Source organism: Arabiibacter massiliensis (assembly GCF_902386925.1).
In the GTDB taxonomy this organism is placed as follows: Bacteria; Actinomycetota; Coriobacteriia; order Coriobacteriales; family Eggerthellaceae; genus Arabiibacter; species Arabiibacter massiliensis.
This window is the reverse complement of record NZ_LR698996.1, coordinates 1296122-1320274: the sequence shown is the minus strand read 5'-3', so window position 1 is coordinate 1320274 and position 24153 is coordinate 1296122. Positions and strand designations below refer to the sequence as shown.

The 24153-nt window shown below is 68.4% G+C and carries 23 protein-coding genes, 1 tRNA gene and 1 riboswitch; of the genes, 11 read left to right on the top strand and 13 right to left on the bottom strand.

Translation table 11 applies throughout. The features are described 5' to 3' along the window. Nucleotides 1-59 precede the first annotated feature (59 nt). A complete protein-coding gene (locus FX134_RS05780) occupies nucleotides 60-3068 on the bottom strand; it encodes an EAL domain-containing protein (RefSeq protein WP_080798930.1) in 3009 nt (1002 codons plus the stop codon). A gap of 157 nt (nucleotides 3069-3225) precedes the next feature. Then, a tRNA-Ala gene (locus tag FX134_RS05775) sits at nucleotides 3226-3301 on the bottom strand. Between the two features lie 167 nt (nucleotides 3302-3468). Between FX134_RS05775 and FX134_RS05770 the strand changes: the two genes are divergently transcribed. Beyond that, nucleotides 3469-3942, top strand: a complete 474-nt coding sequence (locus tag FX134_RS05770; protein ID WP_080798926.1) for a hypothetical protein — start codon at nucleotides 3469-3471, stop codon at nucleotides 3940-3942. A gap of 291 nt (nucleotides 3943-4233) precedes the next feature. Here the strand turns inward: FX134_RS05770 and FX134_RS05765 are convergent, their stop codons facing one another. Beyond that, entirely contained in the window at nucleotides 4234-5082 is an 849-nt protein-coding gene (locus FX134_RS05765; RefSeq protein ID WP_080798923.1) for an Mrp/NBP35 family ATP-binding protein, read from the bottom strand. Nucleotides 5083-5219: 137 nt separating this feature from the next. Here FX134_RS05765 and FX134_RS05760 point away from each other — a divergent pair, with 137 nt between their 5' ends. The 4 genes from FX134_RS05760 (at nucleotide 5220) to FX134_RS05745 (ending at nucleotide 10124) form a co-directional block, all read left to right on the top strand. Then, on the top strand, nucleotides 5220-6521 hold the full coding sequence (locus tag FX134_RS05760; RefSeq protein ID WP_080798921.1) for an amidohydrolase family protein: 1302 nt from the start codon (nucleotides 5220-5222) through the stop codon (nucleotides 6519-6521). A gap of 353 nt (nucleotides 6522-6874) precedes the next feature. Next, nucleotides 6875-7717: a ModD protein gene (modD, locus tag FX134_RS05755; RefSeq protein WP_080798918.1), complete on the top strand. Its 843-nt coding sequence runs from the start codon at nucleotides 6875-6877 to the stop codon at nucleotides 7715-7717. A 167-nt stretch (nucleotides 7718-7884) separates the two neighbouring features. Next, nucleotides 7885-8493 carry an RNA polymerase sigma factor gene (locus FX134_RS05750; protein WP_080798916.1) on the top strand — a complete coding sequence of 203 codons (609 nt, stop codon included), beginning with the start codon at nucleotides 7885-7887 and terminating at the stop codon, nucleotides 8491-8493. Then, nucleotides 8490-10124 carry a DUF4179 domain-containing protein gene (locus FX134_RS05745; protein WP_080798914.1) on the top strand — a complete coding sequence of 545 codons (1635 nt, stop codon included), beginning with the start codon at nucleotides 8490-8492 and terminating at the stop codon, nucleotides 10122-10124. The genes FX134_RS05750 and FX134_RS05745 overlap by 4 nt, the downstream gene beginning before the upstream one ends. A gap of 49 nt (nucleotides 10125-10173) precedes the next feature. Here the strand turns inward: FX134_RS05745 and FX134_RS05740 are convergent, their stop codons facing one another. Then, entirely contained in the window at nucleotides 10174-10482 is a 309-nt protein-coding gene (locus tag FX134_RS05740) for a hypothetical protein (RefSeq protein ID WP_080798910.1), read from the bottom strand. A 217-nt stretch (nucleotides 10483-10699) separates the two neighbouring features. On the opposite strand from FX134_RS05740, the gene FX134_RS05735 reads away from it, so the two are divergent. Beyond that, nucleotides 10700-11023: a DUF1292 domain-containing protein gene (locus FX134_RS05735; RefSeq protein WP_080798907.1), complete on the top strand. Its 324-nt coding sequence runs from the start codon at nucleotides 10700-10702 to the stop codon at nucleotides 11021-11023. Nucleotides 11024-11038: 15 nt separating this feature from the next. Here the strand turns inward: FX134_RS05735 and FX134_RS05730 are convergent, their stop codons facing one another. After that, on the bottom strand, nucleotides 11039-11233 hold the full coding sequence (locus tag FX134_RS05730; RefSeq protein ID WP_080798904.1) for a hypothetical protein: 195 nt from the start codon (nucleotides 11231-11233) through the stop codon (nucleotides 11039-11041). A 132-nt stretch (nucleotides 11234-11365) separates the two neighbouring features. Between FX134_RS05730 and FX134_RS05725 the strand changes: the two genes are divergently transcribed. Beyond that, nucleotides 11366-11584 carry a helix-turn-helix domain-containing protein gene (locus tag FX134_RS05725; RefSeq protein ID WP_080798900.1) on the top strand — a complete coding sequence of 73 codons (219 nt, stop codon included), beginning with the start codon at nucleotides 11366-11368 and terminating at the stop codon, nucleotides 11582-11584. Between the two features lie 41 nt (nucleotides 11585-11625). On the opposite strand, the gene FX134_RS05720 is transcribed toward FX134_RS05725, so the two are convergent. The 5 genes from FX134_RS05720 to FX134_RS05700 form a co-directional block, all read right to left on the bottom strand. Next, entirely contained in the window at nucleotides 11626-12039 is a 414-nt protein-coding gene (locus FX134_RS05720; RefSeq protein ID WP_080798897.1) for a pyridoxamine 5'-phosphate oxidase family protein, read from the bottom strand. 46 nt (nucleotides 12040-12085) lie between these two features. Continuing rightward, entirely contained in the window at nucleotides 12086-12880 is a 795-nt protein-coding gene (locus FX134_RS05715) for an energy-coupling factor transporter transmembrane component T family protein (RefSeq protein ID WP_080798895.1), read from the bottom strand. Continuing rightward, on the bottom strand, nucleotides 12873-13850 hold the full coding sequence (locus FX134_RS05710; RefSeq protein WP_080798892.1) for an energy-coupling factor transporter ATPase: 978 nt from the start codon (nucleotides 13848-13850) through the stop codon (nucleotides 12873-12875). The genes FX134_RS05715 and FX134_RS05710 overlap by 8 nt, the downstream gene beginning before the upstream one ends. Continuing rightward, nucleotides 13826-14647 carry an energy-coupling factor transporter ATPase gene (locus tag FX134_RS05705; RefSeq protein WP_080798889.1) on the bottom strand — a complete coding sequence of 274 codons (822 nt, stop codon included), beginning with the start codon at nucleotides 14645-14647 and terminating at the stop codon, nucleotides 13826-13828. Before FX134_RS05705 ends, FX134_RS05710 begins: the two co-directional genes overlap by 25 nt. 61 nt (nucleotides 14648-14708) lie before the next feature. Further along, the gene (locus FX134_RS05700; RefSeq protein WP_232050854.1) at nucleotides 14709-15344 is read right to left on the bottom strand and encodes an ECF transporter S component; all 636 of its coding nucleotides are present in this window, start codon (nucleotides 15342-15344) and stop codon (nucleotides 14709-14711) included. A gap of 136 nt (nucleotides 15345-15480) precedes the next feature. Continuing rightward, nucleotides 15481-15657, bottom strand: a riboswitch (FMN riboswitch). A gap of 282 nt (nucleotides 15658-15939) precedes the next feature. On the opposite strand from FX134_RS05700, the gene FX134_RS05695 reads away from it, so the two are divergent. From FX134_RS05695 to FX134_RS05685, 3 genes are all read left to right on the top strand, one after another. Further along, the gene (locus FX134_RS05695) at nucleotides 15940-16440 is read left to right on the top strand and encodes an L-2-amino-thiazoline-4-carboxylic acid hydrolase (RefSeq protein ID WP_080798886.1); all 501 of its coding nucleotides are present in this window, start codon (nucleotides 15940-15942) and stop codon (nucleotides 16438-16440) included. 132 nt (nucleotides 16441-16572) lie between these two features. Beyond that, the gene (locus tag FX134_RS05690; protein WP_080798883.1) at nucleotides 16573-18021 is read left to right on the top strand and encodes an alanine/glycine:cation symporter family protein; all 1449 of its coding nucleotides are present in this window, start codon (nucleotides 16573-16575) and stop codon (nucleotides 18019-18021) included. Between the two features lie 322 nt (nucleotides 18022-18343). Next, on the top strand, nucleotides 18344-18475 hold the full coding sequence (locus FX134_RS05685) for a LuxR C-terminal-related transcriptional regulator (protein WP_143412143.1): 132 nt from the start codon (nucleotides 18344-18346) through the stop codon (nucleotides 18473-18475). Between the two features lie 125 nt (nucleotides 18476-18600). On the opposite strand, the gene FX134_RS05680 is transcribed toward FX134_RS05685, so the two are convergent. Genes FX134_RS05680 through FX134_RS05670 form a run of 3 tightly spaced genes read right to left on the bottom strand, consistent with a single transcriptional unit; the run spans nucleotide 18601 to nucleotide 22401 of the window. After that, complete coding sequence (locus FX134_RS05680; RefSeq protein ID WP_080798880.1) at nucleotides 18601-19290, bottom strand: ferric reductase-like transmembrane domain-containing protein; 690 nt, start codon at nucleotides 19288-19290, stop codon at nucleotides 18601-18603. Nucleotides 19291-19314: 24 nt separating this feature from the next. Continuing rightward, nucleotides 19315-21582, bottom strand: coding sequence for a molybdopterin-containing oxidoreductase family protein (locus FX134_RS05675; RefSeq protein WP_080798877.1), 2268 nt, complete (start codon nucleotides 21580-21582; stop codon nucleotides 19315-19317). Between the two features lie 18 nt (nucleotides 21583-21600). After that, nucleotides 21601-22401 carry a 4Fe-4S dicluster domain-containing protein gene (locus tag FX134_RS05670; protein ID WP_080798874.1) on the bottom strand — a complete coding sequence of 267 codons (801 nt, stop codon included), beginning with the start codon at nucleotides 22399-22401 and terminating at the stop codon, nucleotides 21601-21603. 257 nt (nucleotides 22402-22658) lie between these two features. Between FX134_RS05670 and FX134_RS05665 the strand changes: the two genes are divergently transcribed. Continuing rightward, nucleotides 22659-24116, top strand: coding sequence for a helix-turn-helix transcriptional regulator (locus FX134_RS05665; protein WP_080803808.1), 1458 nt, complete (start codon nucleotides 22659-22661; stop codon nucleotides 24114-24116). The last annotated feature ends 37 nt before the right edge of the window (nucleotides 24117-24153 follow it).

The following is a 24153-nucleotide window of genomic DNA, read 5'->3' as shown; positions in this document are numbered from 1 at the left end:
GGGGCGGTTGCGACGAGCAGCCGCCCCCGTTGCATTCGGACGCCTTGCTGCGCGGCCGATCAGGCGCTTCCGCTCGGCTCGAGGGAGCCGGCGGCGAACTGCGCGTCCGAGGCCGCGCGCGGCACGGGTCGCGAGTAGTAGTACCCCTGCGCGATGATGCGCTCGTCCATGCGCACGAGCATGGCCGCCTGCTCGCGCGTCTCGACGCCCTCCACCACCACGTCCACGTCGAGCCTGTCCGCGATGGACACCACGCCGTCGAGCACGGCCCGGCAGCGCTCCCCGCTCTCGCTGCTCATGAGGAAGCTGCGGTCGAGCTTGAGCACGTCGATCGGCAGGTTCTGCAGCGTCCCGAGCGACGAGTAGCCGCTGCCGAAATCGTCGATGGCGATGCGGAAGCCCAGGTCCTTGAGCCGCTGGCACTGGCGCTCCGCCCGCTTCGGATCCTCCATCACGAGGTCCTCCGTCAATTCGAGCTCCAAAAGCCCCGCCGGCGCGCCGCATGCATCCGCGATGCCCCGCACCCGCTCCGGGAACGAGTCGTCCGTCAGGTGGAGCCGCGAGAAGTTGCAGGCGATGGGCAGCGGGCGCTCGCCGGCGTCGATCTGCTCGCGGATGCGCGCGCAGACACGCCTGAACATGCGCAAATCGAGGTCGCGCACCAGCCCCGTGCGCTCGAACAGGGGGATGAACTCGTCGGGCGGCACGAGGCCGCGCTCGGGCGACTCCCAGCGGGCGAGCGCCTCGAAGCCCACGAGGCGGTTCGTCGCGATCTCCACCTTGGGCTGGTAGAACGCCGTGAACTCGCCCCGCTCGAGCCCCTCGCGCGCGGCGGCCACGAGCGCCCGCTCGGCGACGTCGCGCTCCTTCATGTCGGCCGAGTAGAGCGCGGCCTCGCTGCGCGACACCTCTCCGATGCTGTCGCGGGCGTAGCGCGCGCTGTCGATGAACACGATGAGCGACTGCGCGTCGATGCGCGGCGTTTCGGGGCTCCGCTCGATCACGCAGACGCCGGCCTGCAGCATGAGCGTGTGAGAGAGCCGCGCGAGGGGGTCGGCGCCGTTGAAGCGCCGGTCGAGCTCGTCGAACCGCTCGAGCAGGTCGTCCCAGCCCCTCCAGCGCGACAGGATGACGAACTCGTCGGCCACCACGTGCGCCCAGTGCTCGTCTTCGCAGGCCAGCGCGCCGATGGCACCGTCCAGCGCGCGCAGCATCTCGTCCCCGGCGCCGTAGCCGAACGCGGCGTTGAAGCTCTTGAAGCGCTTCACGTCCAGGTAGACGATGGCGTAGGAGCCGTCGCGCGCGTTGGCCAGGAGGGCGCCCGCCTCGGTGCGGAAGCGCGCGAGGCTCCATCCCCCGGTCAAAGGGTCGCTGAAGGAAAGCTCCTTGACGCGCCGCGCCGCGCGCTCCCTCGTGATGCCCGCGTAGAGGGCCGCGCCCAGAAGCAGGGCGAACAGCGCCACGAGGCCCGCGATGATCTGGAGCGGGTACTGGCGCAGGAAGTCGAGGGGGCTCGTGGGGTGGGCGCTGAGGGAGCTCTGGGCGATCCAGGCGGTCATCGCGCCGCCGGAGGTGTACTGCACGCACCGGTCGAGGATGCTGACCAGCCGCTCGTCCATCGCGCGCGAGACGCCGATGCTCATATGGTTGTAGTACGTCGTGGTGGTGGTCACCCGCAGGCCCGCGTACTGCGACTCCTCCAAAAGGTAGTTCGCCACGTGCGTGTCGGCGTAGGCGATGTCGGCCCGGCCGTCCAGCACGGCGTTCAGGCATTCCTTGGGCGTGTCGAAGAGCACCACCTCGTCGCCCGCGTGCGCGCCCTGCGCCATCCGGCCCGCCAGGGCGAAGCCGCGCGGCAGGGCGATGCGCGTGCCGTCGGGGTTCGCGCCCGCGATGAGGGCCATCGGGTCGCGCAGGTAGGGCCCCGTCGTGGACAGCAGCTCGCCGGAGCGGTCGGCGTCGCGGTCGACGCCGTAGACGAGGTCGGCTTCTCCGTTTTGCACCAGGTCGAAGGCCTTGTCGTGCCGGTCCACGGGCACGAACTCGAAGCGCAGGCCGGTGACGCGGGAGATGTCGTCGAACAGAAGCGAGGCCGCCCCGGCGAACTCCCCGGTCTGGGGGTCGCGGAAGGACAGCGGCGCGCGGAAGGTGTCGTAGGCCACGCGCAGGACGGGCGCGGACGCGAGGTAGGCGCTCTCCTCCTCGGTGAACACGGGGTCCTGGTCGGTGTTCACGCCGAAATAGCGGTCGTAGAGCAAGGGGGCGAAGTCGGGGTCGCGCAGATCGAGACGGTCCATGGCCCGGTCGAGCTCGTCGGCCACCTCCTTGTGCCCGGGCGCGATGGCGAAGTAGGCGGGCTCGGGCGCGAACTGGGCTATCATGCGGAAGCGCGAGCTCCGTCCGAGGTGGCTGATGGCGGCGGCGTCCACCGCGCCCCCGTCGAGCGCATCGAACAGCTCGCCCGTGGCCTCGTATTCGACGATGTCCACCGAGAAGCCGTTGTCCTCGCTGTACTGGACGAAGGCGGCGGCGTCCTGGCCGCCTGCGATCACGCCCACGCGCATGCCCGAGAACGCGGAGAAGTCCTCGTAGGCGTAGCGCGTGTCGTCGAGGCGCACGTTGAGCGTGGTGTAGATCTCGCACATGGGCGACGAGGAGAAGCCCATCCGCTCGGCGCGCTCGTCGGTGCGGTACACCTGGGGCAGAAGGTCGGCCTCGCCCGCCTCGATCGCGGCGAGCGCCGGTTCGAAGCCGGGGTACTCCACGTATTCGTAGGTCCAATCGACGTAGCGCGCGATCTCGTCGAGGTACTCGATGTTGTACCCCTCGAGCTCGCCGCGGTCGTTGCGCTTCAGGTAGTCGCCGTCCTCGTAGAGCGCCACCTTCACGACGCGCGGCGCGGACGGGGACGTCTCGTCGCCGAATGCGGACGGCGCTGCGCAGAGGAGGAGCGCGAGCGCGCACGCGATCAGGAGCAGGACGCGCGCGAGCGGGCGCGAGGACGCGCGGCGGCGATCGGCTAGGGCGGCGCTTGTTCCCGTTCGGCTCAACTCGGCTCCGGTCTGCATGCTCTCGTTTCGACGGCCCGTCAGGTTCGGTGAAACTTTACCATACGAAAGCGGCGGCCGCGCGCGGCAGGCGGGCATCGGGCGAAGGAAGCGGGGGCGAACGGGGAAGGCCCGCATAAAAAACGACGGACGCGAATCCGCGTCCGTCGTGGCAAGGTGGTGGAGCCTAGGGGGATCGAACCCCTGACCTCATGGCTGCCAGCCATGCGCTCTCCCAGCTGAGCTAAGGCCCCGAAAAAGTGCGAGGACTATATTAACAGAACAGTCCGGCCGGTCAAGCGCTTTTTGAGAAAAACTTTTCGGCCGCGTTCCACCCGGCCCGGCCTTGGACTCGTTGGCGGAAGGGCGTTTCCTGGTACAATGCCCAGAGGAAGAACCGAGGAGAGGCGAGGGAGGACCCATGGCGGAAGGTGCCGCGACGGCTGGAGCGCCCATCGGCGACGACGGCGCGCCGATGACGGCGTGGCAGGTGTGGCTGCGCAGGCTGTGCCTGTTCGTCGTGGTGTGGGCCCTCGCGGAGCTCGTGCTGGGCACGGCGCTGTGGGGCGTCCACCTGCTGGGCGTCCAGCTGCCCGACGGGGCCGCGCTTTCCTTCGACGCGCCGGTCGTGGGCGCGATGGCGCTTGCGGGCGCGGTGCTCAACCTGGCCATCGGCGCGCTCGGCATCCGGGGCGCGCGCAACCCGCGCCGCATCACGCTGTTCTTCTGGATCACGTTCGTGGACGCCCTCTTGACCGTGTGGGCGCTCGCCAGCAGCGTGTCGGCGGGTTCGTGCGACCTCACCTCGCTCGTGAGCGGGCTCTTCGTGGTCGCGCTCGCCGTGTGCGCCTGGCAGGTGCGCGGCCAGACCGGCTACTTCGATATGCATCCGTGATCGTCTCGCTGCCGGAACCTCGCGAAAGCACCACTTGTGACGGTTCTGCGCAGGATTTTGTTGTTTTTACAACGCGATCGGAGGATGAGCGCGAGCCGTGCGATCCGTGACGAAACGCGACCTGGGCTAACGCAGTCAATGCTTCTGGACGTATGACGAAATCCTGCGCAGAACCGTCACTCGATGCGCTTTCAAGGGATTGCGGCGGCGCGGCGGCGGGGTAGCGTCCCGAACATGAAGAAGGCCCCCCGGTTGGGAGGCCTTCTCAAGCGCATGTTGCGGCGGGCGCGCCTACTCGGCCGTGCCGGCCGCCTCGATCTGGGCGACGATGGGGTCGAGCGCGCCGGCCACGTCGTAGTCCTCCACCCGGCCCGCATCGCACAGGCGCGCGAACTCGGGGTCGATGGGCAGCGTCGCGTAGGCGGGGATGCCGTAGCGCTCGGCCACGGCCTCGCCCTGGGGCTCGCCGAAGATATGGTGCTTCTTGCCGCACTCGTCGCACACGAAGTACGCCATGTTCTCCACCAGGCCCAGAAGCTCCACGTCCATGCTGTGCGCCAGGTTCACGGCCTTGCCCACGATCATGGCCACCAGCTCCTGCGGCGCCGACACGGTGACGATGCCGTCCACCGGCAGCGACTGGAACACGGTGAGCAGCACGTCGGAGGTTCCCGGAGGCATGTCGACGAACAGGTAGTCGATCTCGCCCCAGTTCGTCTCGCTGTAGAACTGGCGGATGGCGTTGGACACCACAGGTCCCCGCCAGGCCACGGGCACGTCGTCCTTCGGAAGCATCAGATTGGTGGACATCACCTTGATGCCGCTCTGCGTCTGGCCGGGCAGGATGCCGTCGGCGTCGGCCGTGAGCGGGTTCGTGATGCCGAAGGTCTTGGGGATGGACGGGCCCGTGACGTCGGCGTCCAGGATGCCCACCTTGTTGCCGCGCTTCTGCATCTCGCTGGCAAGCAGGCTGGTCACGAGCGACTTGCCCACGCCGCCCTTGCCGGACACGACGCCGATGACGTGCTTGACGTCGGAGCGCTTGTTCGTCTCGATGGTCGAGGGCCCCTGCTGGGTGCGGTCGCCGCAGCCGGACACGCCGCAGCTGCCGCACTCATGAGAGCATTCTTCTTCTGCCATGATGCCTTCTTTCAATCATCAGCGTCCGCCGCCCGGGCGGACGCGCCTCTCGTTGTACCGCGATGATAGCATAACGTTTATACTACATTGGATCGAATCCGACCTGCGCCCGCACGCGCGGATGAAAAGGAGCAAGCATGCTGTTCGCGAACATCGACCTTCTGGACGAGAACCTCGACTTCCGCCGCAGCTGGTGGGTGGGCGTGCGCGAGGGGCGCATCGCCTACGTGGGAGATGCGGCTCCGGCGGGGGAGGACGCGGAGGAGTTCGGCGAGGTGTACGACGGGCGCGGCAAGCTGCTCATGCCGGCGTTCTACAACGCGCACTCGCACGCGCCCATGACGCTTCTGCGCGGCTACGCCGAGAACCTGCCGTTGCAGGCGTGGCTCAACGACGCGGTGTTCCCCTTCGAGGCCAAGATCACGCCCGAGGACTGCTACTGGGGCACGCTTCTGGCCTGCGCCGAGATGGCGCGCTACGGTTGCGTGAGCTTCTCGGACATGTACTACCACATGGACCAGGTGGCGCGCGCGGCGCTCGATGCGGGGATGAAGCTGAACCTGTCGGACACACTCATCGCGTTCGGCGAGGCGGGGCTGGGCGATCTGCCGGTGGACGCGGAGAACCGCCAGCTCGTGCACGATTTGCAGGGGGCGGGCGACGGGCGCATCGTGGTGGACTGCAACATCCACGCCGAGTACACCACCAACCCGCGCGCCGTGGCCGACCTGGCGGCGTTCGCGCGCGAGCAGGGGCTGCGCATTCAGGTGCACGTGAGCGAGACGCAGCTGGAGCACGAGGAATGCAAGCAGCGCCACGGCGGCCTCACGCCGGTGCGCTACTTCGATAGCCTCGGCGTGTTCGACGTGCCCGTGACGGCCGCGCACTGCGTGTGGGTGGACGACGGCGACATCGACATCTTGGCCGAGCGCGGGGTGTTCGTGGCGGCCAACCCCGCGTCCAACATGAAGCTGGGCAGCGGCTTCGCGCCCGTGCCGAAGATGCTCGAGCGCGGCGTGAGGGTGTGCCTGGGCACCGACGGCATGGCGTCGAACAACAACCACGACCTGATGCAGGACCTCTACCTGCTGGCGCTTCTGTACAAGGGGTCGACGGGCGACCCGGCGCAGGTCACGCCGAAGCAGGCGCTTGCCGCCGCCACGCGCATGGGGGCGCTCTCGCAGGGGCGCGAGGACTGCGGGTATGTGGCGGTGGGGGCGAGGGCCGACCTCTGCGTGTTGGACACGTCCGGCCCCTCGTGGGCGCCCATGACGAACCCGCTGGTGAACGTCGTGTACGCAGGCCACGGCGCGGACGTGTGCCTGACGATGTGCGACGGCCAGGTGGTCTATCGCGACGGCGCGTGGCCCACCCTCGACGTCGAGCGCGCCAAGGCCGAGGTCGAGGCGCGAACGAAGCGCATCATCGCCGAGCTGTAGGGAAGGAAGGTTTTCGACTCTGCGCGCTGTGTTCGCCTCCGCTCAGGCGTCTAGCGCGCTGGTCTGCGATGTGCCGCAACGGCTTGCGGCGACAATTCGCTCATCTGGAAGGTCATGGACAAAAACGGCCTTCAGGACTGATTTGGAAGCCGAAACACCCGGCTCGAATCCTCGCGACCAGGGGTTTCTTCTATTTCCAGCCGCAAGGTGCGCAAAAAATCAGTCCCGAAGGCCGATTCTGTCCACGCCTCTCCTCGGGCGGACAGTTTCTAAGCGCCACAGAATTCGCCTCTAGGCGCGGGGGCGTCGTTGGCCTATCCTTAGATGGCGATAATCTAAAGGAAGGGAAGGCCATGCTGAGGATTCCTGACGCGCGTATCGACGGGTTCATCGCCGAGGACGTGCCGTATGTGGACTTGACCTGCGCGGTGCTCGGCATCGACGGGCAGTCGGGCGAGATGGCGTACTTCACGCGCGAGGATTGCGTGCTGGCGGGCGCGAACGTGGCCGCGCGCATCGTGGGGAAGCTCGGCTGCGAGGTGGGCGAGGCGCGCCGCGACGGCGAGCATGTGGCGGCCGGCGAGGAGTTCTTCGTCGTGCGCGGCGCGGCGGCCGACCTGCACGCGGCGTGGAAGGTGTGCCTCAACGTGTTCGACCACCTGTCGGCCGTTGCCACGAAGACGCGCGCGATGGTGGACGCGGCGCACGCCGAGAACCCGCGCTGCGAGGTGCTCACCACGCGCAAGAGCATGCCGGGCGCGAAAGACCTGCTCACCGAGGCCGTCATGGCGGGAGGCGCGTTCCCGCACCGGCTCGGGCTCTCGGAGACGGTGCTCGTGTTCGACCACCACCTCACGTTCTTCGGCGGCTTCGACGCGTTCGTGGAGCAGCTGCCGGACATCAAGGCGCGCTGCATCGAGAAGAAGCTCTTCGTGGAGGCCGACGCCGCCCGCGCCCGGGTGCTCGCGGCCGCCGGCGTGGACGGCATCCAGCTGGACAAGCTGCCGCCCGAGGAGCTGGCCCCGCTCGTGGCCGAGCTGCGCGCCATCGACCCGCGCGTAACGCTCGTGGCCGCGGGTGGCGTCAACCCCGCCAACGCGGGGGCGTACGCCGCCACCGGCGTGGACGGCCTGGCCACCACGGCCCCCTTCGCCGCCAAACCCCTCGACATGAGCGTGAGGATGCGCGCGCTGTAGGATGCTCGCGGCCGAACGGCGCGCATTTGCCATCAAGCGGAGCGCCCGGCCCCTACTGCGAGCGAAGGCCTCCCGTCCCCCAATTTTCTCCGGCTTTTTTCCCGAACGCCGTAACATTCCGCCCGTCCCGCCCGTCTAATAGGCATCCGACTGAAAGAGGAGGCCGCGTGGACGATCTGATACACCGGGCACGGCATGGCGACGCCGAGGCGTTCGCCGCGCTGTTCGAGCACAACAAGGATCCCTTGTGGAGGGCCGCGATGGCGGTGCTCGGCAACGTGGACGACGCGGCCGACGCGCTGCAGGAGACGGCCGTGAAGGCGTGGCGCGCCATGCCGCGGTTCGGCGGGCGCAGCAGCCTGGGCACGTGGCTCATGCGCATCCTGCTTCGGACCTGCGTCGACGTGCGCCGGGCGCGCATGAGCGAGACGCCCTGGGCCATGGAGGCGTCGGGCGACGCGGGCGCGTTCGACGAGGCGCGGGCGCTCGTGGGGCGCGGCCCGACGGCCGACCGCGACGAGGTCATGGACGTGCGCGCGGCCATCGCGCGGCTCTCGGCGGACGATAGGGCGGTGCTCTCGTTGTTCTACGTGAGCGATTTCCCCACGCGCCGCATCGCGGACATCCTCAACCTCTCGGAGGGGGCCACCCGGACGCGACTCGTGCGGGCGCGCGAGCGCTTCAAGGCCGCCTACCTGGGAGAAGGCGCGGAACAAGGCCGAGACAAAAGCGAAGACGACGAAGACGGACGGTGGAAAGCGGAGGTGGCGCGATGAGCGACGCGAGGCGCGAGCAGGAGGAGAAGCTGAACAGGGCCCTGGCCCAGGGGCTCGACGCGGGGCCAGTCCCCCCGCGCGTCCAGGCCGGGCTGGATGAGACGTACGCGTCCCTCGGGTCGATCCCGCAGGAGCGTCCGCAGGGCGCCGGCGTCCAGGCCCAGGCGGCGCAGCGACCCTATGCGGCCCAGCCGACGCGCCGCAGCGGGCGCGTCGTGCGCCGCGGAGCCGTGGTGGCCGCGGCGGCGGTGCTCGTCGTGCTGCTCTCCGGCGCCGCGTTCGCCGCGACCACGCTTCTGCAGATGCAGCCGGGCGACGTGCCGTTCTTCGGCAGCGGCAAGAACCTGCCCATCTACGGCAGCCTGCAGGAGGGCGTGAGCAGCCTCAACGCCGAGGTGGGCCAGACCGTCGAGGTCGACGGCGTGCGCGTGACGCTGGACACCGTGTCGTCCGACCGCAACATCGTGAACCTGTTCTTCACGCTGGAGAAGGAGGGCGGCTTCGACCTGTCGCAGCTGGCCAACTACGAGGGCTCGCAGGAGAACGAGTGGTCGCGCCTGCAGCGCCTCGCGCCGCGCTTCACCTACACGCTCACGAGCGCAGGCGAGCAGCTGGGCACGGGGCAGGCCAGGCTGCTCGACGCCTACCAGGAGGGCGACACGGTGAAGGTGATGCAGCGCATCGTCCCAGAGGCGACGCTGCCCGACCAGACTGAGATCGCGCTCGAGGGCTGGGCGAGCTGGAAGCCCTACGAGGAGGGCACCGAGCCGTTCTCGTTCGATGTCGGACTCGACCTCAGCACCGTGGCGCAGCCGCGCGAGCTGGGCGCGCAGGACCTCGTGTTCCCCACGAGCGACGGCGACAAGACCATGGGCATCCTGCGCTTCACGGCCTCCGAGCTGGGCACCGTCATGGTGGTGCGCAACGACAACGCCTGGACCGGCGAGCCCATGACGGAGGGGTCGTCCTACGACCCGCCCGAGAACGTGCTGCCGCCCGAGCTGGTGAAGATGACCGACGACAAGGGCAACGTGCTGAACTTCGTGAACGCCGGCGACGGAGCGGGCCACAGCCTCGATGCGCCCGTCGTGGCCGAGCTCTCGGGCTTGGCGAGCGACGCGACAAGCGTCACGTTCACGCCGATGACCAAGACCGATGCGGCGAAGGCGGGCCAGGAGCCGGACGCCGTAGAAGCCCGCAAGGCGATGAACGCCCAGAACGAGCCGCGAAGCGTGGACGTCTCGCAGATCGGGACGAAGCTGGAGACGAGCGAGTTCGGCGGTTACGAGGTGGTGGAGCGGAGCGTCGCCGACCGCACGATCGCCATCAAGCTCAAGCCGTTCGGATGGGTGCCCGGCGGCCTGCACTCCATGTTCGAGCTCATTCCCGACGAGGATGTCACGTACCTGGCCAGCGAGTGGACGAACCCCGAGACGGGCGAGACCGAGAAGGCCTACCATTCGGCCATCCGCTACAGCAAGTACGATTACCTCACCGGCGACCTCGTGCAGATGGACTCGTACTACGCGGCGTCGGACGAGGAGCTCCAGGGTCTGACACAGTACAGCTATTCCACGATGTTCGGCTACTTCGTGGAGGACGCAGACGCGGCGCAGACGCTCTCGTTCTAAAGCGCGACCGCAAAATGGCGTAGAAGGGGACTGTCCCCTTCTACGCCATTCACTTTCCTAAGAGCTTCTTGATGCCGCCGGCCGCCAGGGCCGCGCCGCCGCCGATGGCGAGCAGGCCGGGGCCGGGCAGGACGAGCATCGGCACGCCCACGGCCATGACCGCGCCGCCGATGGCCGTCTGCACGGCGCCGCCGATGCGGTTCGGCTTCTTCGCGCCCGCCTCGTCGATGATCGTAGCGGCGCTGCGGGCTGCGCCTGTGGCCTTCTTGCCGTAGGACGGCGCTTGGAACGTGCCGGCCGCCTTCTCGCGCGCGCTGGAAACGGGGTCGACGTCGATGAGAGTGTACTGCTTGCCCATGGTGTCCTCGCTTGATCTCGGTGTCCCCCCGATTATACGGGCCGCGCGCCCGTAGCGGCTGCGTTCCCGCGCATGTCACCGTTCGGTAACGTGCTCACCGCGCCTTCTCCAAAGGTCGCGCCGACTTGGTGAAGCGCGGGGGCGAGGGGCGTCCTGCCGCGGCGCTTGTGGTACCCTGGTCGGACACGCGAGACGTCACGAGGTAAGGAGCCAGCCAATGCGCGAGGGAAGCGCCCCGAATTTCTGCCCGCCGGTTGAGGAGGGCCTCACCATCGTGCTCGAGGACGAGGCGGGGGAGCAGGTGGACCTCGAGTTCCTCGGCGTCATCCTGCACAACGGGCGCCGCTACGGGTTCTTCTTCCCGGTGACGGACGACGAGCCGGCGGGCTCTTCCGGCGAGGTCGTCCTGCTCGAGGTGACGGAGCTCGACGAGGAGGGCCAGCCCGCCGCGTTCGAGCTCGTCGAGGACGAGGGCATCGCCGCCGAGGTGTACGCGGACTTCCGCGCCGCGACCAAGGACCTCTACGACTTCGCCGGCTGACGCCCCGTCCGCGCGCTAGCGCCCGAGCGGATCCCAGCCGGCAGCCGGCTTGACCCGCTCGGACTGCGCGATGGCCGCCAAGTACATGATCTCCTGGTTGATGGCCTTCTCGAGCCGGCACACCTCTTCCTCGGTGCGCGCGAAATCGAAGATGCGCTCTGCGGCGCGCCTGATCTCGCCCATCAGCTCTTCGTACCCGTTCTCTTCCATCTGCGACCTCTGCCCTTCCCTCGTTGCCGTGACTTTTCCGGTAAACCCTCAGCGCGCGACTCCCTGTTTTATTGACGGGGTGTAAACTATAGTTTACGACTTTTCCTCCAAGCGGGGCTAGCTTTATCGGGCATGGAGAACACTTCACTAAAAACCCAGCTTGGAGCAAAGATCGCACGCCTCAGATCCGGCAACGGAATCTCGCAGGGTACGTTTGCGCTGATGGTGGGCGTAAGTCGCAAATACCTCATCGATATCGAAGGCGGTCGGGCCAATCCGACGGTGGACATGCTCGAGCGCATCGCGGGCGGCCTCGACACCACGGTGGCCGACCTGTTCCTCGATTCCTGAAAGGCCGAACAGAACCGCCCGTCGGGCAAGAGCTCTGCCGCCTACAGCTCCACCGGGTTCCAGCTGCCGTCGATGTCGCAGAGCCACGCCTCGGGCTCGGTCACGGAGAAGAACGTGAGCGTCTCGTCGTGCGGTCCGTCGTAGCTCTCGCCGAGGCCCACCAGGTGCTCGAAGCCGGCGCGGCGCACCTCTTCGTTCGCGCGGTCGTCCAGATCGGCCTTGCCGCGCATGATCACCCAGCCGTGCCCCGGCTTCCAGGCGGTCAGCTCGAAGCGGGGGTTGGCCTCGAGCTCGCGGTAGACGTCCTTCGTGGTGGCGGTGCAGAACCAGATGCGCCCGTCCTGCACGGCGGCGAAGCTGAAGGGCCGCACGTGGGGCTGGTCGCCCTCGCAGGTGGCCAGGTACCAGGCGGGCACGCTCGTGAGGTAGTCGACGATGGTCTCGGTTCCGTTCATGGAGGATTCCTTTCGGTAGGGGGTGCGCTCGGCCCGGGCGGGCCGCTTACGCGGGGATGAAGTTCGCGGCGATCACGCAGGCCAGCATGAGCGCGACCGTCGCCGCGCCGCCCGCATCCACCCGCGTGCATTTCAGGGGGTTCAGGCGCGTGCGCCCGACGCCGCCGTGGTAGCAGCGCGCGTCCATGGCCGACGAGAGCGTCTCCGCATGGCGGAAAGCGCTGGTGAACAGCGGCACCACGAGCGAGGTGAGCGTGCTCAGGCGGCCCTTCGACAGCGCCGCCCCGCGGCTGATCTGCGCGCGGTACACCGTTTGCAGCTCCAGGGTGAACTGCGGCAGGAACCTGAGCGCGATGCCCATCATCATGGACAGCTCGTGCGCCGGCACGCCGATGCGCCGCAGGGGCCCGAGCAGCCGCTCGAACGCCTCGGTGATGTCGAGCGTGGGCGTGGTCAGGGTGAGCAGGCTCATCCCCAGCAGCAGAAGAAGCAGCCGGCAGGCGATGAACGCGGCCTGCCAGAGCCCCGCCTCGCTTATGCGGATGATCCACCACTCGAAGAGCACGGATCCGCCCTGCACGAAGAACACGTTCAGCAGCGCCGTGATGACCACGATGAACGCGAGCGGCGCGATGGACTTGAACGCCGAGCCCAAGGGGATGCCCGCCGCGGCGAAGAACCCGAGGACGAACGCGGCGCACGCCGCGAGCCCCCAGAACGACTGGGCGACGAACACCACGGCCATCACCGCCAGCGCGAGCACCAGCTTCACGCGCGCGTCCATGCGGTGCACGGGGCTCGTGCCGGGCCAGTAGCGCCCGATGACGGCGAGGTCAGGCATGGTCGGCCTCCCCGGCGGGGCGCGAGGCGGCGTAGAGCTTGGCGAGGTCCTCGGCGAGCGACCCGAGCCCGTAGAGCTCGCGGGGCAGGTCGAGCCCCTCGGCGCGCAGCTCCGCCGCCAGCTTCTGGGCGGCCGGGGCGTCCAGGCCGATGGCGCGCAGCTCCTCGCCGCGCGAGAACACCTCGGCCGGCGTGCCGAACGCGAACTGCCGGCCCTCGTTCAGCACCAGCACGCGGTCGGCCAGGCGCGCGAGGTCGTCCATGCTGTGCGACACCATGACCACGGTGAGCCCGCTTCGGTGCAGCTCGTCGATGAGGTCGAGGAACTCCTCGCGCGCCACGGGGTCGAGCCCGGCCACCGGCTCGTCGAGCACGAGCGTCGAGGGCTCCATGGCAAGCACGCCCGCGAACGCCACGCGCCGCTGCTGGCCGCCTGAGAGCTCGAAGGGGCTCTTGGGGCCCACCTCGTCGGGGTCGAGGCGCACGCTTCGGAGCGCCGAGCGCACGCGGGCGTCCACCTCCTCGTCGGAAAGCCCCAGGTTGCGGGGTCCGAACGCCACGTCCTCCTGCACGGTGGCCGCGAACAGCTGGTGCTCGGGGTACTGGAACACCAATCCCACCTTGCCGCGGCACGCCTGCGCCACGCGCTTGTCGGCCAGGTCCTGGCCGTCCAGGAGCACGCGTCCGCGCGTGGGGCGCACAAGGCCGTTCATGTGCTGGATGAGCGTGCTCTTGCCGCTGCCGGTGTGGCCGGCCACGCCCAGGAACTCGCCGTCCTCCAGCGCGAAATCGATGTCGCGCAGCGCCCACACCGCATCCGGCGCGCTGCCCCAGGCGGGCGCGCCCTTCTCGAGCGAGGGCGGGTCGGCTATGACGCCGGCCTCGCGGCGGCGCCTGACGCGGCGCTTGCGCTTCTCCTGGCGCTCGGGATCGACGTACGAGTAGCTCACGCCTTCGAAAGCAATCGGCACAGCTCCTCCTTCAGGCTCGTCGTTTCGATGTGCGTGCCCACCGGCACCCCGCGGCGCTCAAGCTCGAGCGACAGCGCGCAGGCGAAGGGCACGTCCAGGCTCAGGCGCTCGAGGAGCTCGGCCTGGACGAGGATGTCGGCGGGCGCTCCGTCGGCGGCCACGCGGCCGCCTTCGAGCACGATGACGCGCTCGGCCTGGGCGGCCTCCTCCATGAAGTGCGTGATCATGACCACGGTCATACCGCGCTCGTGCAGCTCGCGGCACACGCGCAGAAGGCCCTTGCGCCCGCGCGGGTCGAGCATGGCCGTGGCCTCATCCAGGATGAGGATGGCGGGCTCCATGGCCAGCACGCCGGCGATGGCCACGCGCTGCTTCTGCCCGCCGGAGAGCGCCGCGGTCTCGCGCTTCTCGAAGCCCTGCAGCCCCACGTCGGCGAGTGCCGCCGATACGCGTTCGCGCAGCTCGGACGTGGGCACGCCCAGGTTCTCCGGCCCGAAGGCCACGTCGTTCTCGATGAGGCTGGCCACCAGCTGGTCGTCGGGGTTCTGGAACACCATGCCGGCGTTGCTGCGGATGAAGTACACGGCGCGCTCGTCGCGCGTGTCGCGGTCGAGCACGGTCACGCTGCCCTCGTCGGGCACGAGCAGCGCGTTGATGTGCTTGGCCAGCGTCGACTTGCCCGAGCCGTTGCCGCCCAGGATGCACACGAACTCGCCCTGGGCGATGCGCGCGTCCACGCCGTCGAGCACGAACGCCTCGCCGTCGTAGGTGAACCCCGCGTTCTTGAATTCGATCATGTGCGCGTTCGTCCTTTCGATGCCGCCCGCGGCCGCGCGCCGCGGGCGGAGAGGGCGGCCCTTAGCGGCCCTTGACCTGCTTCTTCTTGGGTGTGATGAGGTTGGAGACGCTCTTGTACACGATGAGCGTGAGCACGGCGTTCAGCGTGGCCTTGATCAGGTTGAACGGCGTGAGGATGGGCAGGATCATGGCCACGACCGCGTCGATGGGCACGCCGAGCCATGCCGGCGTGATGATGAGGTTGCCGAGGATGGCCATGACGGTGGCGGCGAACACGCTCAGCACCAGGCCGACCGCGCCGCTCTTGAACGTGCGCGAGCGGCGATACACCAGCGCCGCCGGCAGGATGAACCCGGCCACCACGAGGATGTTCATGATGGCGCCGGAGAAGTCGGCCATGAGGATGCCGTGGATGATGGCGCCGACCACGCCCACGGCCAGGCCCGCGGCCGGCCCGAATGCGAAGCCGCACACCATGGCGGGCATGGCCGACGCGTCGTACTTGAGCCAGGCCACGCCGGGCAGCAGCGGGAACTCGATGAACGACAGCAACACGCCGATGGCGCACATGAGCGCCATCGTCACCAGCTGACGGGTGTCCCATTTGTTCGTGTTGGTGAATTCGTAGGCGGGCGCGGCGGCGCCCTTCGGCTCGACGATCTCCTCGTCGATGCGCGGCGTATCGGTTTCCTGCATGGCGAACCCTTTCTCTCAAGGCCGAGCGGATTGCGGGTCAGGTTTTCCGGCCTAAAGAGAAAACGAGCCCGTATGAATTCCTTCCATACAGGCTTCGTGGGGTCCGCGTGGGTCGCGCGCCGGGCGCGCTCGCGGATCTCTGCCTCTTCCATCCGGACTATACCGTTGGTTTTGGGATCTCACCAAAATCAGCCTGCGAGCGCCGATCCTATCGGGGGCGCTTGCAGGGTCGCGGACTCCCGGCTTGCCGGCGCGCGTGCGCCCGAGCCGGATTACCGCCAGTGAGGAATTGCACCTCGCCCTGAAACAGAATCCATAGGGCGCATTGTAGCCGCCCGGTTGCCCCGTGGCAACCGTCGTGCGGCAATTGCGCGCGAAAAGCGGCCCGTTTCCCCACAGAACGCGCGGTTTGCGGGGCGAAGGGCGCGCAAGGAGCCAGGCGTCGTCCGTCGCGCCATCGAAATCAGGGGAATCCCGTGGCGCGAGGGCAGCCGGATCCTCGGCAGCGTGTCTGCGGATGCTGTCGCCGCTTGGCCGGGCCAGGGGGTATAATCGTCGGCGAAGTATCAGGGGAACGCGAAGGCGAGGAGGGGCTATGCCCGAAAGCAAGGTGGTCAACGAACCGCGCATCAAGAACCCGCTCATCAGGGCCATCCGCGAGCTTCTGGAGCACCGGGCGCTGTGGCTCTACCTGCTCACCGACGAAGCCGCGAAGGCGGGTGCCGACCCCGCGACGTTCGCCCCGACGGCCGTGAAGCGCTGCGGCCTGTTCCAGGGGGCGGAGCTCGTGGCCAAGGGCGGCGGTACGAAGAGCCTCAAGAGCCTGAAGCGCGGCCTGTTCGGCAAGCCGGCGCAGATGGTGTTCGAGATGGACGTCAAGGACGTGCAGGACGACCGCTTCGAGCTGGAGTTCCACTACTGTCCGCTCGTGAAGGCGTGGCAGAAGCAGGGCTGCACCGACGAGGAGATATCCGACCTCTGCGACTGGGCCATGTGCGGCGACCGCGGCATCGGCGAGGCCTACGGTTGCGAGCTCGACTTGCCGAAGACCATCGCCCGCGGCGACGACGTCTGCCACCTCATCTACCACCGGTAGGCGCCTGCTCTTTGTCATCCTGAGCGGAGCGCGTCAGCGCGGAGTCGAAGGGTCCCGTGCGGCGGGCGGGTTGTGGACGCGCGGCGTTGTTTCGCCGGGGCCGGCGTCCGGTCGGCTACAATAGGCCGCTGTATGTTTGAGATCCTCGACACCATCGACTCCTTCGTGTGGGGCCCGGCCATGATCGCGCTTCTGCTGGGCTCGCATCTGTTCCTCACGTTCAAGACGGGGTTCATCCAGCGCAAGCTGCCCCAGGCCATCAAGCTCTCGCTCACCTCCGACCCCGAGGGCAAGGGCGACATCAGCCACTTCGGCGCGCTGGCCACGGCGCTCGCGGCCACCATCGGCACGGGCTCCATCGTGGGGGTGGCCACGGCCATCCTGGCGGGCGGGCCGGGCGCGGTGTTCTGGATGTGGATCACTGGCGTTTTGGGTATCGCGACGAAGTACGCCGAGGTGTACGCCGCCGTGAAGTTCCGCGTGCGCGACCACAACGGCTTCATGCTGGGCGGCGCGATGTACATCTGGGAGCGGGCCTTCCGCCGCAACGACCGCGGCGAGCTCGATCCGAGCCCCGGCGGCCGCACGCCTAGGTGGGCGAAGGCGGGGGCCGTCGCGTTCGCGGGCTTCGCGGCCATCGCGGCCATCGGCACCGGCTCGGCCGTGCAGGCGTCGGCCATGACGGGCATCATCACCGCGAACGTCGACGTCGCGCCGTGGGTGATCGGCATCGCCATCGTGGTGCTGGTGAGCGTGGTCATCTTCGGCGGCGTGCAGTCCATCTCGAAGGTGTGCGAGAAGCTCGTGCCGTTCATGGCGGTTGCCTACGCGGGTGGGTGCATCGTGGTGCTCGTGATGAACGGGCCTTTGCTCGGCGAGGCGCTCGGGCTCATCTTCGAGTGCGCGTTCACGGCGAAGGCGGCGTTCGGCGGCGCGGTGGGAAGCGGCCTCATGATGGCACTGCAGTTCGGCTGCGCGCGCGGCCTCTTCTCCAACGAGTCGGGCCTGGGCTCGGCGCCCATCGTGGCCTCGGCGGCGGCCACGCGCAACCCGGCGCAGCAGGCGCTCGTGGCCATGACCGGCACCTTCTGGTCCACCGTGGTCATCTGCGCGCTCACGGGCGTCGTGCTGGTGTCCACGATGCTCGCGAACCCCGATATCGCCGCCGATATCCTGGCGAACCCCACCGTGTACTCCGGCGCGCAGCTGGCAAGCGAGGCGTTCGCGAAGATCCCCTGGTTCGGCACGCCCATCCTGGTGCTCGGCATGGTGGCGTTCAGCTACACCACCATTCTGGGGTGGTCGTACTACGGCAACCGCTGCATCACCTACCTGTTCGGGCGCTACGCCATCCGGCCGTACCAGGTGGTGTACGTGGCCGTCGCGTTCTTCGGCGCCATCGGGGTGGGAGACATCGTATGGACCATCAGCGACATCGGCAACGCGCTCATGGCGGTGCCTAACATCGTGGTGGTGCTCGCGCTCTCCGGCATGGTGGCCCGCGAGACGCGTCACTACGTCACGTGCGGCCATCTCGATGAGCGCGACGAGACCCCCATCCCCCAGTTGGACGGCAAGTAGCGGACGCGAGCGCCGTCAGCTGCCCCCGCCGCACGTCGTCCCGCCGGCGAAGTGGCAGGAATTTGCGGCTGTGGCACTCGCGGCGGTGAGATAAAATTTCCGACCTGGGGAAACGTCAAGAGAGGAGCGCTCGAAGGGGCGAAAACCCCCTCAATTCGTGCCACAGCCGAAAAAATTGACATAAGCTTCCCGATCATCTTTTAAATGCGCGCGTTGAGAGCATCGCAGCTGATGCCGCGCGGGATCCTTCGACTCCGCTCAGGATGACGTGGGCGCTTCCCACCTGTGAAAACACGCCACATCCTCCGGATCGTGCCCGTTCATCCAGGAGGAGCTCGTGCTGGCCGAAAGCACGGTGAAGACGCACATGTCCCACATCTACGCCAAGCTCGAGGTGAGCGGCCGCCAGGAGATGATGGACCTCCTGTTCGCCGAAGAACGCGCGCGGCCTTGAGTTTTCTTCCTGTCCGAGGGCAATTGTCGACCCAAACACACGCCACAGAGCCGTGAAGCGTGTGTTTGGGTCGACAATCGGGGCGGCGGGTCCCCGCAGCGCGAGGACCCGCCGCTCTTCAGACGTCACGCCTCGACGGCGCGGCGCTTCCTTTCCCGCAGGTATGCCGCCACGCGCAGCACGACGTAGGCCAGCATCACCACCGTGTACACGGCGATGCTGAACGCCGCCTTCTGCCCGGCGGCCGACACCGTAGGCGCCAGCACCAGCAGCAGGTGCAGGTACGTCAGCCCGAAGAACACGTAGGCCCACCGCTGCAGCGCCTTCCACGCCTCGGGCCGCATGCGGGCCTTCACCGAGTTGAACGACGTCACCGTGAGCGCCGCCAGCAGGATGATGAGCAGCGTCGACACCACGAACGACGCCACCATGGCTGGCCGCATTCCGGCGAACCCCGACAGGATCTGCGCGAGATACTGCCCCAGGTAGTTCACCACGTGCCCGATGACCAGGATAGCCGCGATGATGGACAGCTCCCCGCGGATCGGCATCAGCGCGTGGCGCAGCTTCGACCCGCGCGGCAGCACGCCGATGTACATGACCACGGCGAACAGCGCGAACCCCAGCAAACAGCGCGTGAAGTACGGGTATGCGGCCGCCGCCACCTCCCGCGACACGCCGAACAGCATCCGCGACAGGAACAGCACGTCCACCGCCACCGCCACCACGTAGAACGACACCGGGTAGCGCTTGATCGGCCTGCGCAGCAGATAGGCGAGCAGCGCGCTCGCCACCAGAGCGATAAGCAACTCCATGGAACCCACCTCCTTCGCGGCGGCCTACTTCCCGACCGGGGCCACGTCGCACAGGCCGCAGCGGAAGGGCGGGAAGCCGGTGACGGGGTCGAAGTCGCGCGTGCACAAGAGGTTCACGTTGGCCTGGTGCCAGCCATGGAAGATGTCCACCATGCCGGGATGCACCAGGTTCGTGACCTCGGCTTTCATGACGATCTCGTTCTGGAAGTTGAACACGCGCACGTCGTCGCCCTCGGCGATGCCGCGCTCGCGCGCGTCGGCCGGGTGCAGGCGCACCACCGGGTCGGGCATGAACTGGTTGAGCCAGGGGATCTCGCGCAGCTTGGAGTGCGTGTAGAACGGCAGGCGCGAGCCCGCGTTCAGCACGAGCGGGTACTTCGCGTCCTCGCCCGTGGCGTTGTAGGGCGAGTGCACCGGCTCCTCGTAGATCGGCAGGCCGTCGTAGCCGAAGCCCTTGAGGATCTCGGAGTCGAACTCGATCTTGCCCGACGGCGTGTTGAAGCCCACCTCGCCGTCCTTGCGCAGCTTGCCGCTGACGTGCTTGTCGGGCTCGTTCTTGGCCCCGGGGATCTCGAGGCCCTCGGGGTTGGCGCGCAGATCGTCAAGCGTGACGTCGAGCTTGGCCGTGTCCAGGATGTTCTGGAGCGCCGCCTCCACGTCGCCGCCGAAGCACTCCTCCTCGAAGCCCAGCTTGCAGCCCAGATCGAGCATGATCTTCCAGTCCTCGCGCGCCTCGCCCGCCGGCGCCACGCACGGCTCGCGGAAGATGATCTTGCGCCCGTACACCGCGAAGGGCGCCATGCGCTCGTGGCACATGGCCGCGGGCAGCAGGATGTCCACGTAGTCGTGGGTCCAGGGGCGCTCGTAGTAGTCCACGGCGGCCACGAACTCCAGCTTGCCGATGGCCTCCTGGTAGCGGTCGGACTCGGGCCAGATCATGGCGTTGCTGGCCACGAGGATGGCGGCCTTGATCTTGCCCTCATCCACGTACTCGGGCAGCTTGGCCGTCTGGAAGTGCTTCGTGAACGACACCCACGCGGGGAAGTCGTCCTTGTCGACGCGCTTCTCGGCGAACTTCTGCTCGGTGTAGATGTTCTCGCCGCGGAACGCGGCCGTGGAGGCGCTCACGTCGAGGGGCAGCCCCTGGTAGGGGAACATGATGCCGCCCTTCTTCTCGATCATGCCCAGCAGAACCGGGATCATGAACACGGCGCGCAGCGAGTTGCCCACGTTGGAGGAGTGCGCCAGGCCGGCCGAGCTGGTGACCAGCGTACTCGGGGCGTTCTCGGCGATGAGGTGCGCGGCGGCCTCCAGCTTGTCGGCGGGCACCCAGGTGATCTCCTCCACCTTCTCGGGCGGGTACTGGGCGGCCAGCTCCTTCAGGCCGTCGAAGCCGTGCGTCCACTCGTCCACGAACTCCTGGTCGATCAGGTTGTCGCGGATGAGGATGTTGATGAAGCCGAGCGCGAGCGCGCCGTCGGAGCCGGGGCGCAGCTGCAGGTGGATGTCGGCGAGGCCGGTCACCGTGGGCGTGATGCGCGGGTCGACGATGACGTACTTGCAGCCGTTCTCCTTCTGGTCCATGAAGATGGCGTGGCGGTTGGGCTGCGACCAGGCGGCGTTGAGGCTCCAGATGAGGCAGCTCTTCGTGGCCTCCGAGGGGTTGGCGCCGCTCGTGTTCGAGCCGCGGCCGAACACGAGCTGGGAGGTGATGCTCGTGGCCGTGGAGCACAGCGAGCTCTCCAGGCCGTAGGTGGAGCTGCCGAACAGCGTCGCGACGCGCTGGATGGGCGGGCGCGGCTCCTTCGGGTCGCCGCAGTAGAACATGACGGCGTCCGGGCCGCTCTCCTCCTTCACGCGGTTGAACTCGGCCACGATGGCGTCGTAGGCTTCGTCCCAGGTGATCGCTTCCCAGGTGGACGTGCCCGTGCCCTTGGGGTTCGTACGGCGCAAGGGGGTGGTCAGGCGCTTCGGGTCGTAGAGCTCCTGGATGCTGGCCAGGCCCTTCGCACACAGAGGCGTGGTGGGATGCGGCTCGCGCGACTCCACGCGGACGATCTTGCCGTCCTGCACGTAGGCGGTGAGCCCGCACTTGGGCACCTGGTTGCACATGTCGCAGTAGGTGTAGCGCTTCTCGATGGGCGCGTCGGGGTCGACGGCGCCCTCGGCGTGCGCGATGTCGTAGCCGAATCCGCTGGTGAGCGCGGCTCCCGCGGCGACGGCCGCGCCTCCCTTCACGAACGAGCGGCGGCTGATGGCGGCGTCGAGCGGCGTTGCGTTGGTATCAGTCATGATGGGTTCCCCTCCCCGTTAGTCGTTCTTGGCGTTGTCGGCGGCTTTGGCCTCGGCCTTCTTCTTGTCGCGCGACTTCTTCACGCCCACGCCCACGCCGACGCCCACCGCGGCCACGGCGGCGACGCCCACGGTGGCGGCCACCGGGTCGATGCCGGGCGCGGCTTTCGAGGACTCGGCGGCGTACTCGGCCTTCGCGGCGAAGGGCAGCAGGCTCTCGTCCATGCCGTTTCCGGCCACGTAGTAGAACGACGTCTCGTCGATGCGCACGGCGTCGCCCTTGGCGATGCGCTTGCTCACGTCGCTTTCGGGATCGTCCAGATCGCCGAAGAAGCGCGCCTTGGCCGGGCAGTTGAGCACGCACGCGGTCTTGAGCCCCTCGGCCACGCGCTCGTGGCAGAAGATGCACTTCTCCACCACGTGGGAGCGCTGCACGCCGTAGGCCTCGTAGGGCGCCTGCTCGGCCTCGCCGAAGTAGTTGCCCTCGTCCTTGTTGACGGCGCAGGCGCCGTACGGGCAGGCCGTGATGCACGAGCCGCACGCGATGCAGGCGTCGTAGTCCACCATCACCACGCCGTCGTCGAGCTTATGGCTCGCGCCGGTGGGGCAGACGGCCACGCACTGGGGGTCGTCGCAGTGCATGCAGGCGTGCGGGAGGTAGGCGCGGCCGCATTCGCCGGGCTCCTCGCCCCATTCCACGCGGTCGAGCTTGCCCCACGACACGCCCGGGCTCTGGTTGTTCTGCAGCTGGCATGCCACGATGCAGGCGCCGCACCCCGCGCAGCGCTTGAGGTCGATGAGCATTCCCCATTTCGTCATTGCCTCTCCTCTCCTTGGTTTCCCCTTCGCCCCCGGGTCGCGGGGGCGTCGCCTTGCACTGTGCCAGAACGGGCGCGCGGGGCCCATCGGACGCGGGTGACGAACGTGCAAAACCGCATCGTATGGGATATATGATTTCCCTGGTCGAGCCTGATGGACGCGCGGCCTTCCCCCGTGCCCGCGGGAGGGGTAGAATGTGCCCCGGGAAGCGCGTGGCGCGGGAGGGCGCGGCGCGGCGAGTCGAGGGGGCGTTTCGCATGGGGGAGCAGTCCAGATGGCCGGACGTGTGGTCGAGCGTGTCGCGGCACGCGCACATGTCGCTTGCGGTGGGGTTCGCCTGCACGGTGGCGCTGCCGCCGACGCTGCTCATGGCCGCCTCGCCCGACAACGCGGTGAACGTGCTCGTGAACAAGCCGCCCCACGGGGCGTGCATGCCGTCGCTCGTGGCGGGCGTCGTGGCCTGCGCGCTCATGGCGTGGAAGGGCGAGCGCGGCCTCGCCTGGCTCGTGCGCACGGTGAGGCCGCTCGCGCTCGGCGTGGCCATGGCGCTCTTGGGTGCGGTCTTCTTCGTGCCGCTCATCACCGGCGGGCCCATCGATGTGGCCGAATCGTGCGTTATCGCCCTCTCCGGGGCGCTCATGGTGGTGCTCTACCTCCTGTGGATGCGCGCGTTCGGCGCGCTGCCGCCGCGCGACATGCTCCTCACGCTGTTCGTGGCGCAGATGCTCACCTGCGCCATCAACGCGCTCCTGTCGCTGGCGAACAGCTACACGGTGCTCGCGGCCTCGGTGGTGCTGCCGCTGGCCTCGGTGCTGTGCCTGCGCGCGGCGAAGCCCGCGCCTGACGACGCGCCCGAAGCCCCGCCTGCGGCCGAGCCCGCGCGCCTTTCCCGCAGCTCGCTGGCGAAGCTCGCCGCGGTGGTGTTCCTCTGGGGCGTGATCGACCACTTGCTGCGCGGCGAGTTCGACGCCCTTCTGCGCGCGCAGACGCTGGCCTCGCCGTTCGCGCTCTCGTACCACGTGGCGGCGTTTATCGTGGTCATCGCCGCTGTGGGATGCGCGTACGCCCTGTTCGCGCTCAAGGACCGCTTCCTATTCGGCCACCTGTACCGCGTCGTCTTCCTCCTGGGGCTCGCGAGCATCCTGCTTCTGCCCGTCGTCGTGTCCGGGCACCTGCCCACGACGGGGTTCGCGTGCAGCGTGGCCATGTACCAGTTCGTGTTCCTGTTCGTGTGGATAGCCTCGGCCACCGTGTTCCGCACGCGCGCCTACGACGCGGCGCGGTTCTTCGGCATCGTGTACGGCTGCTGGTCGCTCGGGTCGTTCGTGGGCGCGCTGTTCAGCTCGGCGCTCGTGCGACACCTCACCGTGGAGAACGCGGGCCTGGTCGCCCTCGCCGTGGCGCTCGCGGTGGCCCTGGCCTACACGACCGTGTTCACCGAGCGCGATGCGAACCGGCTCGTGCAGATCGTGCCGTACAGGCGGCGCTCGCCGTTCAAGGAGCGCTGCCTGGCCGTGGCGCACGCGGGCGGCCTCACGCCCCGCGAGACCGAGATCGCCATGCTCATCGCGCAGGGCCGCGACTCGGCTCACATCGAGCAGAAGCTCTACCTCTCGCGCAGCACCGTGCAGACGCACCGCATGCACATCTACCAGAAGCTCGACATCCACAGCCGCCAAGAGCTCCTCGACGCCATAGAGGCCGCCGAGGGCTAACGGGGCGAAGGGCATCCGGTGCCCAGCCGTCCAGTGC

Coding starts and splice junctions, on each gene's coding strand:
- FX134_RS05780 (WP_080798930.1), bottom strand. CDS start 3,068: ATGCAGACCGGAGCCGAGTTGAGCCGAACGGGAACAAGCGCCGCCCTA.
- FX134_RS05770 (WP_080798926.1), top strand. CDS start 3,469: ATGGCGGAAGGTGCCGCGACGGCTGGAGCGCCCATCGGCGACGACGGC.
- FX134_RS05765 (WP_080798923.1), bottom strand. CDS start 5,082: ATGGCAGAAGAAGAATGCTCTCATGAGTGCGGCAGCTGCGGCGTGTCC.
- FX134_RS05760 (WP_080798921.1), top strand. CDS start 5,220: ATGCTGTTCGCGAACATCGACCTTCTGGACGAGAACCTCGACTTCCGC.
- modD (WP_080798918.1), top strand. CDS start 6,875: ATGCTGAGGATTCCTGACGCGCGTATCGACGGGTTCATCGCCGAGGAC.
- FX134_RS05745 (WP_080798914.1), top strand. CDS start 8,490: ATGAGCGACGCGAGGCGCGAGCAGGAGGAGAAGCTGAACAGGGCCCTG.
- FX134_RS05740 (WP_080798910.1), bottom strand. CDS start 10,482: ATGGGCAAGCAGTACACTCTCATCGACGTCGACCCCGTTTCCAGCGCG.
- FX134_RS05735 (WP_080798907.1), top strand. CDS start 10,700: ATGCGCGAGGGAAGCGCCCCGAATTTCTGCCCGCCGGTTGAGGAGGGC.
- FX134_RS05730 (WP_080798904.1), bottom strand. CDS start 11,233: ATGGAAGAGAACGGGTACGAAGAGCTGATGGGCGAGATCAGGCGCGCC.
- FX134_RS05725 (WP_080798900.1), top strand. CDS start 11,366: ATGGAGAACACTTCACTAAAAACCCAGCTTGGAGCAAAGATCGCACGC.
- FX134_RS05720 (WP_080798897.1), bottom strand. CDS start 12,039: ATGAACGGAACCGAGACCATCGTCGACTACCTCACGAGCGTGCCCGCC.
- FX134_RS05715 (WP_080798895.1), bottom strand. CDS start 12,880: ATGCCTGACCTCGCCGTCATCGGGCGCTACTGGCCCGGCACGAGCCCC.
- FX134_RS05705 (WP_080798889.1), bottom strand. CDS start 14,647: ATGATCGAATTCAAGAACGCGGGGTTCACCTACGACGGCGAGGCGTTC.
- FX134_RS05700 (WP_232050854.1), bottom strand. CDS start 15,344: ATGCAGGAAACCGATACGCCGCGCATCGACGAGGAGATCGTCGAGCCG.
- FX134_RS05695 (WP_080798886.1), top strand. CDS start 15,940: ATGCCCGAAAGCAAGGTGGTCAACGAACCGCGCATCAAGAACCCGCTC.
- FX134_RS05690 (WP_080798883.1), top strand. CDS start 16,573: ATGTTTGAGATCCTCGACACCATCGACTCCTTCGTGTGGGGCCCGGCC.
- FX134_RS05680 (WP_080798880.1), bottom strand. CDS start 19,290: ATGGAGTTGCTTATCGCTCTGGTGGCGAGCGCGCTGCTCGCCTATCTG.
- FX134_RS05675 (WP_080798877.1), bottom strand. CDS start 21,582: ATGACTGATACCAACGCAACGCCGCTCGACGCCGCCATCAGCCGCCGC.
- FX134_RS05670 (WP_080798874.1), bottom strand. CDS start 22,401: ATGACGAAATGGGGAATGCTCATCGACCTCAAGCGCTGCGCGGGGTGC.
- FX134_RS05665 (WP_080803808.1), top strand. CDS start 22,659: ATGGGGGAGCAGTCCAGATGGCCGGACGTGTGGTCGAGCGTGTCGCGG.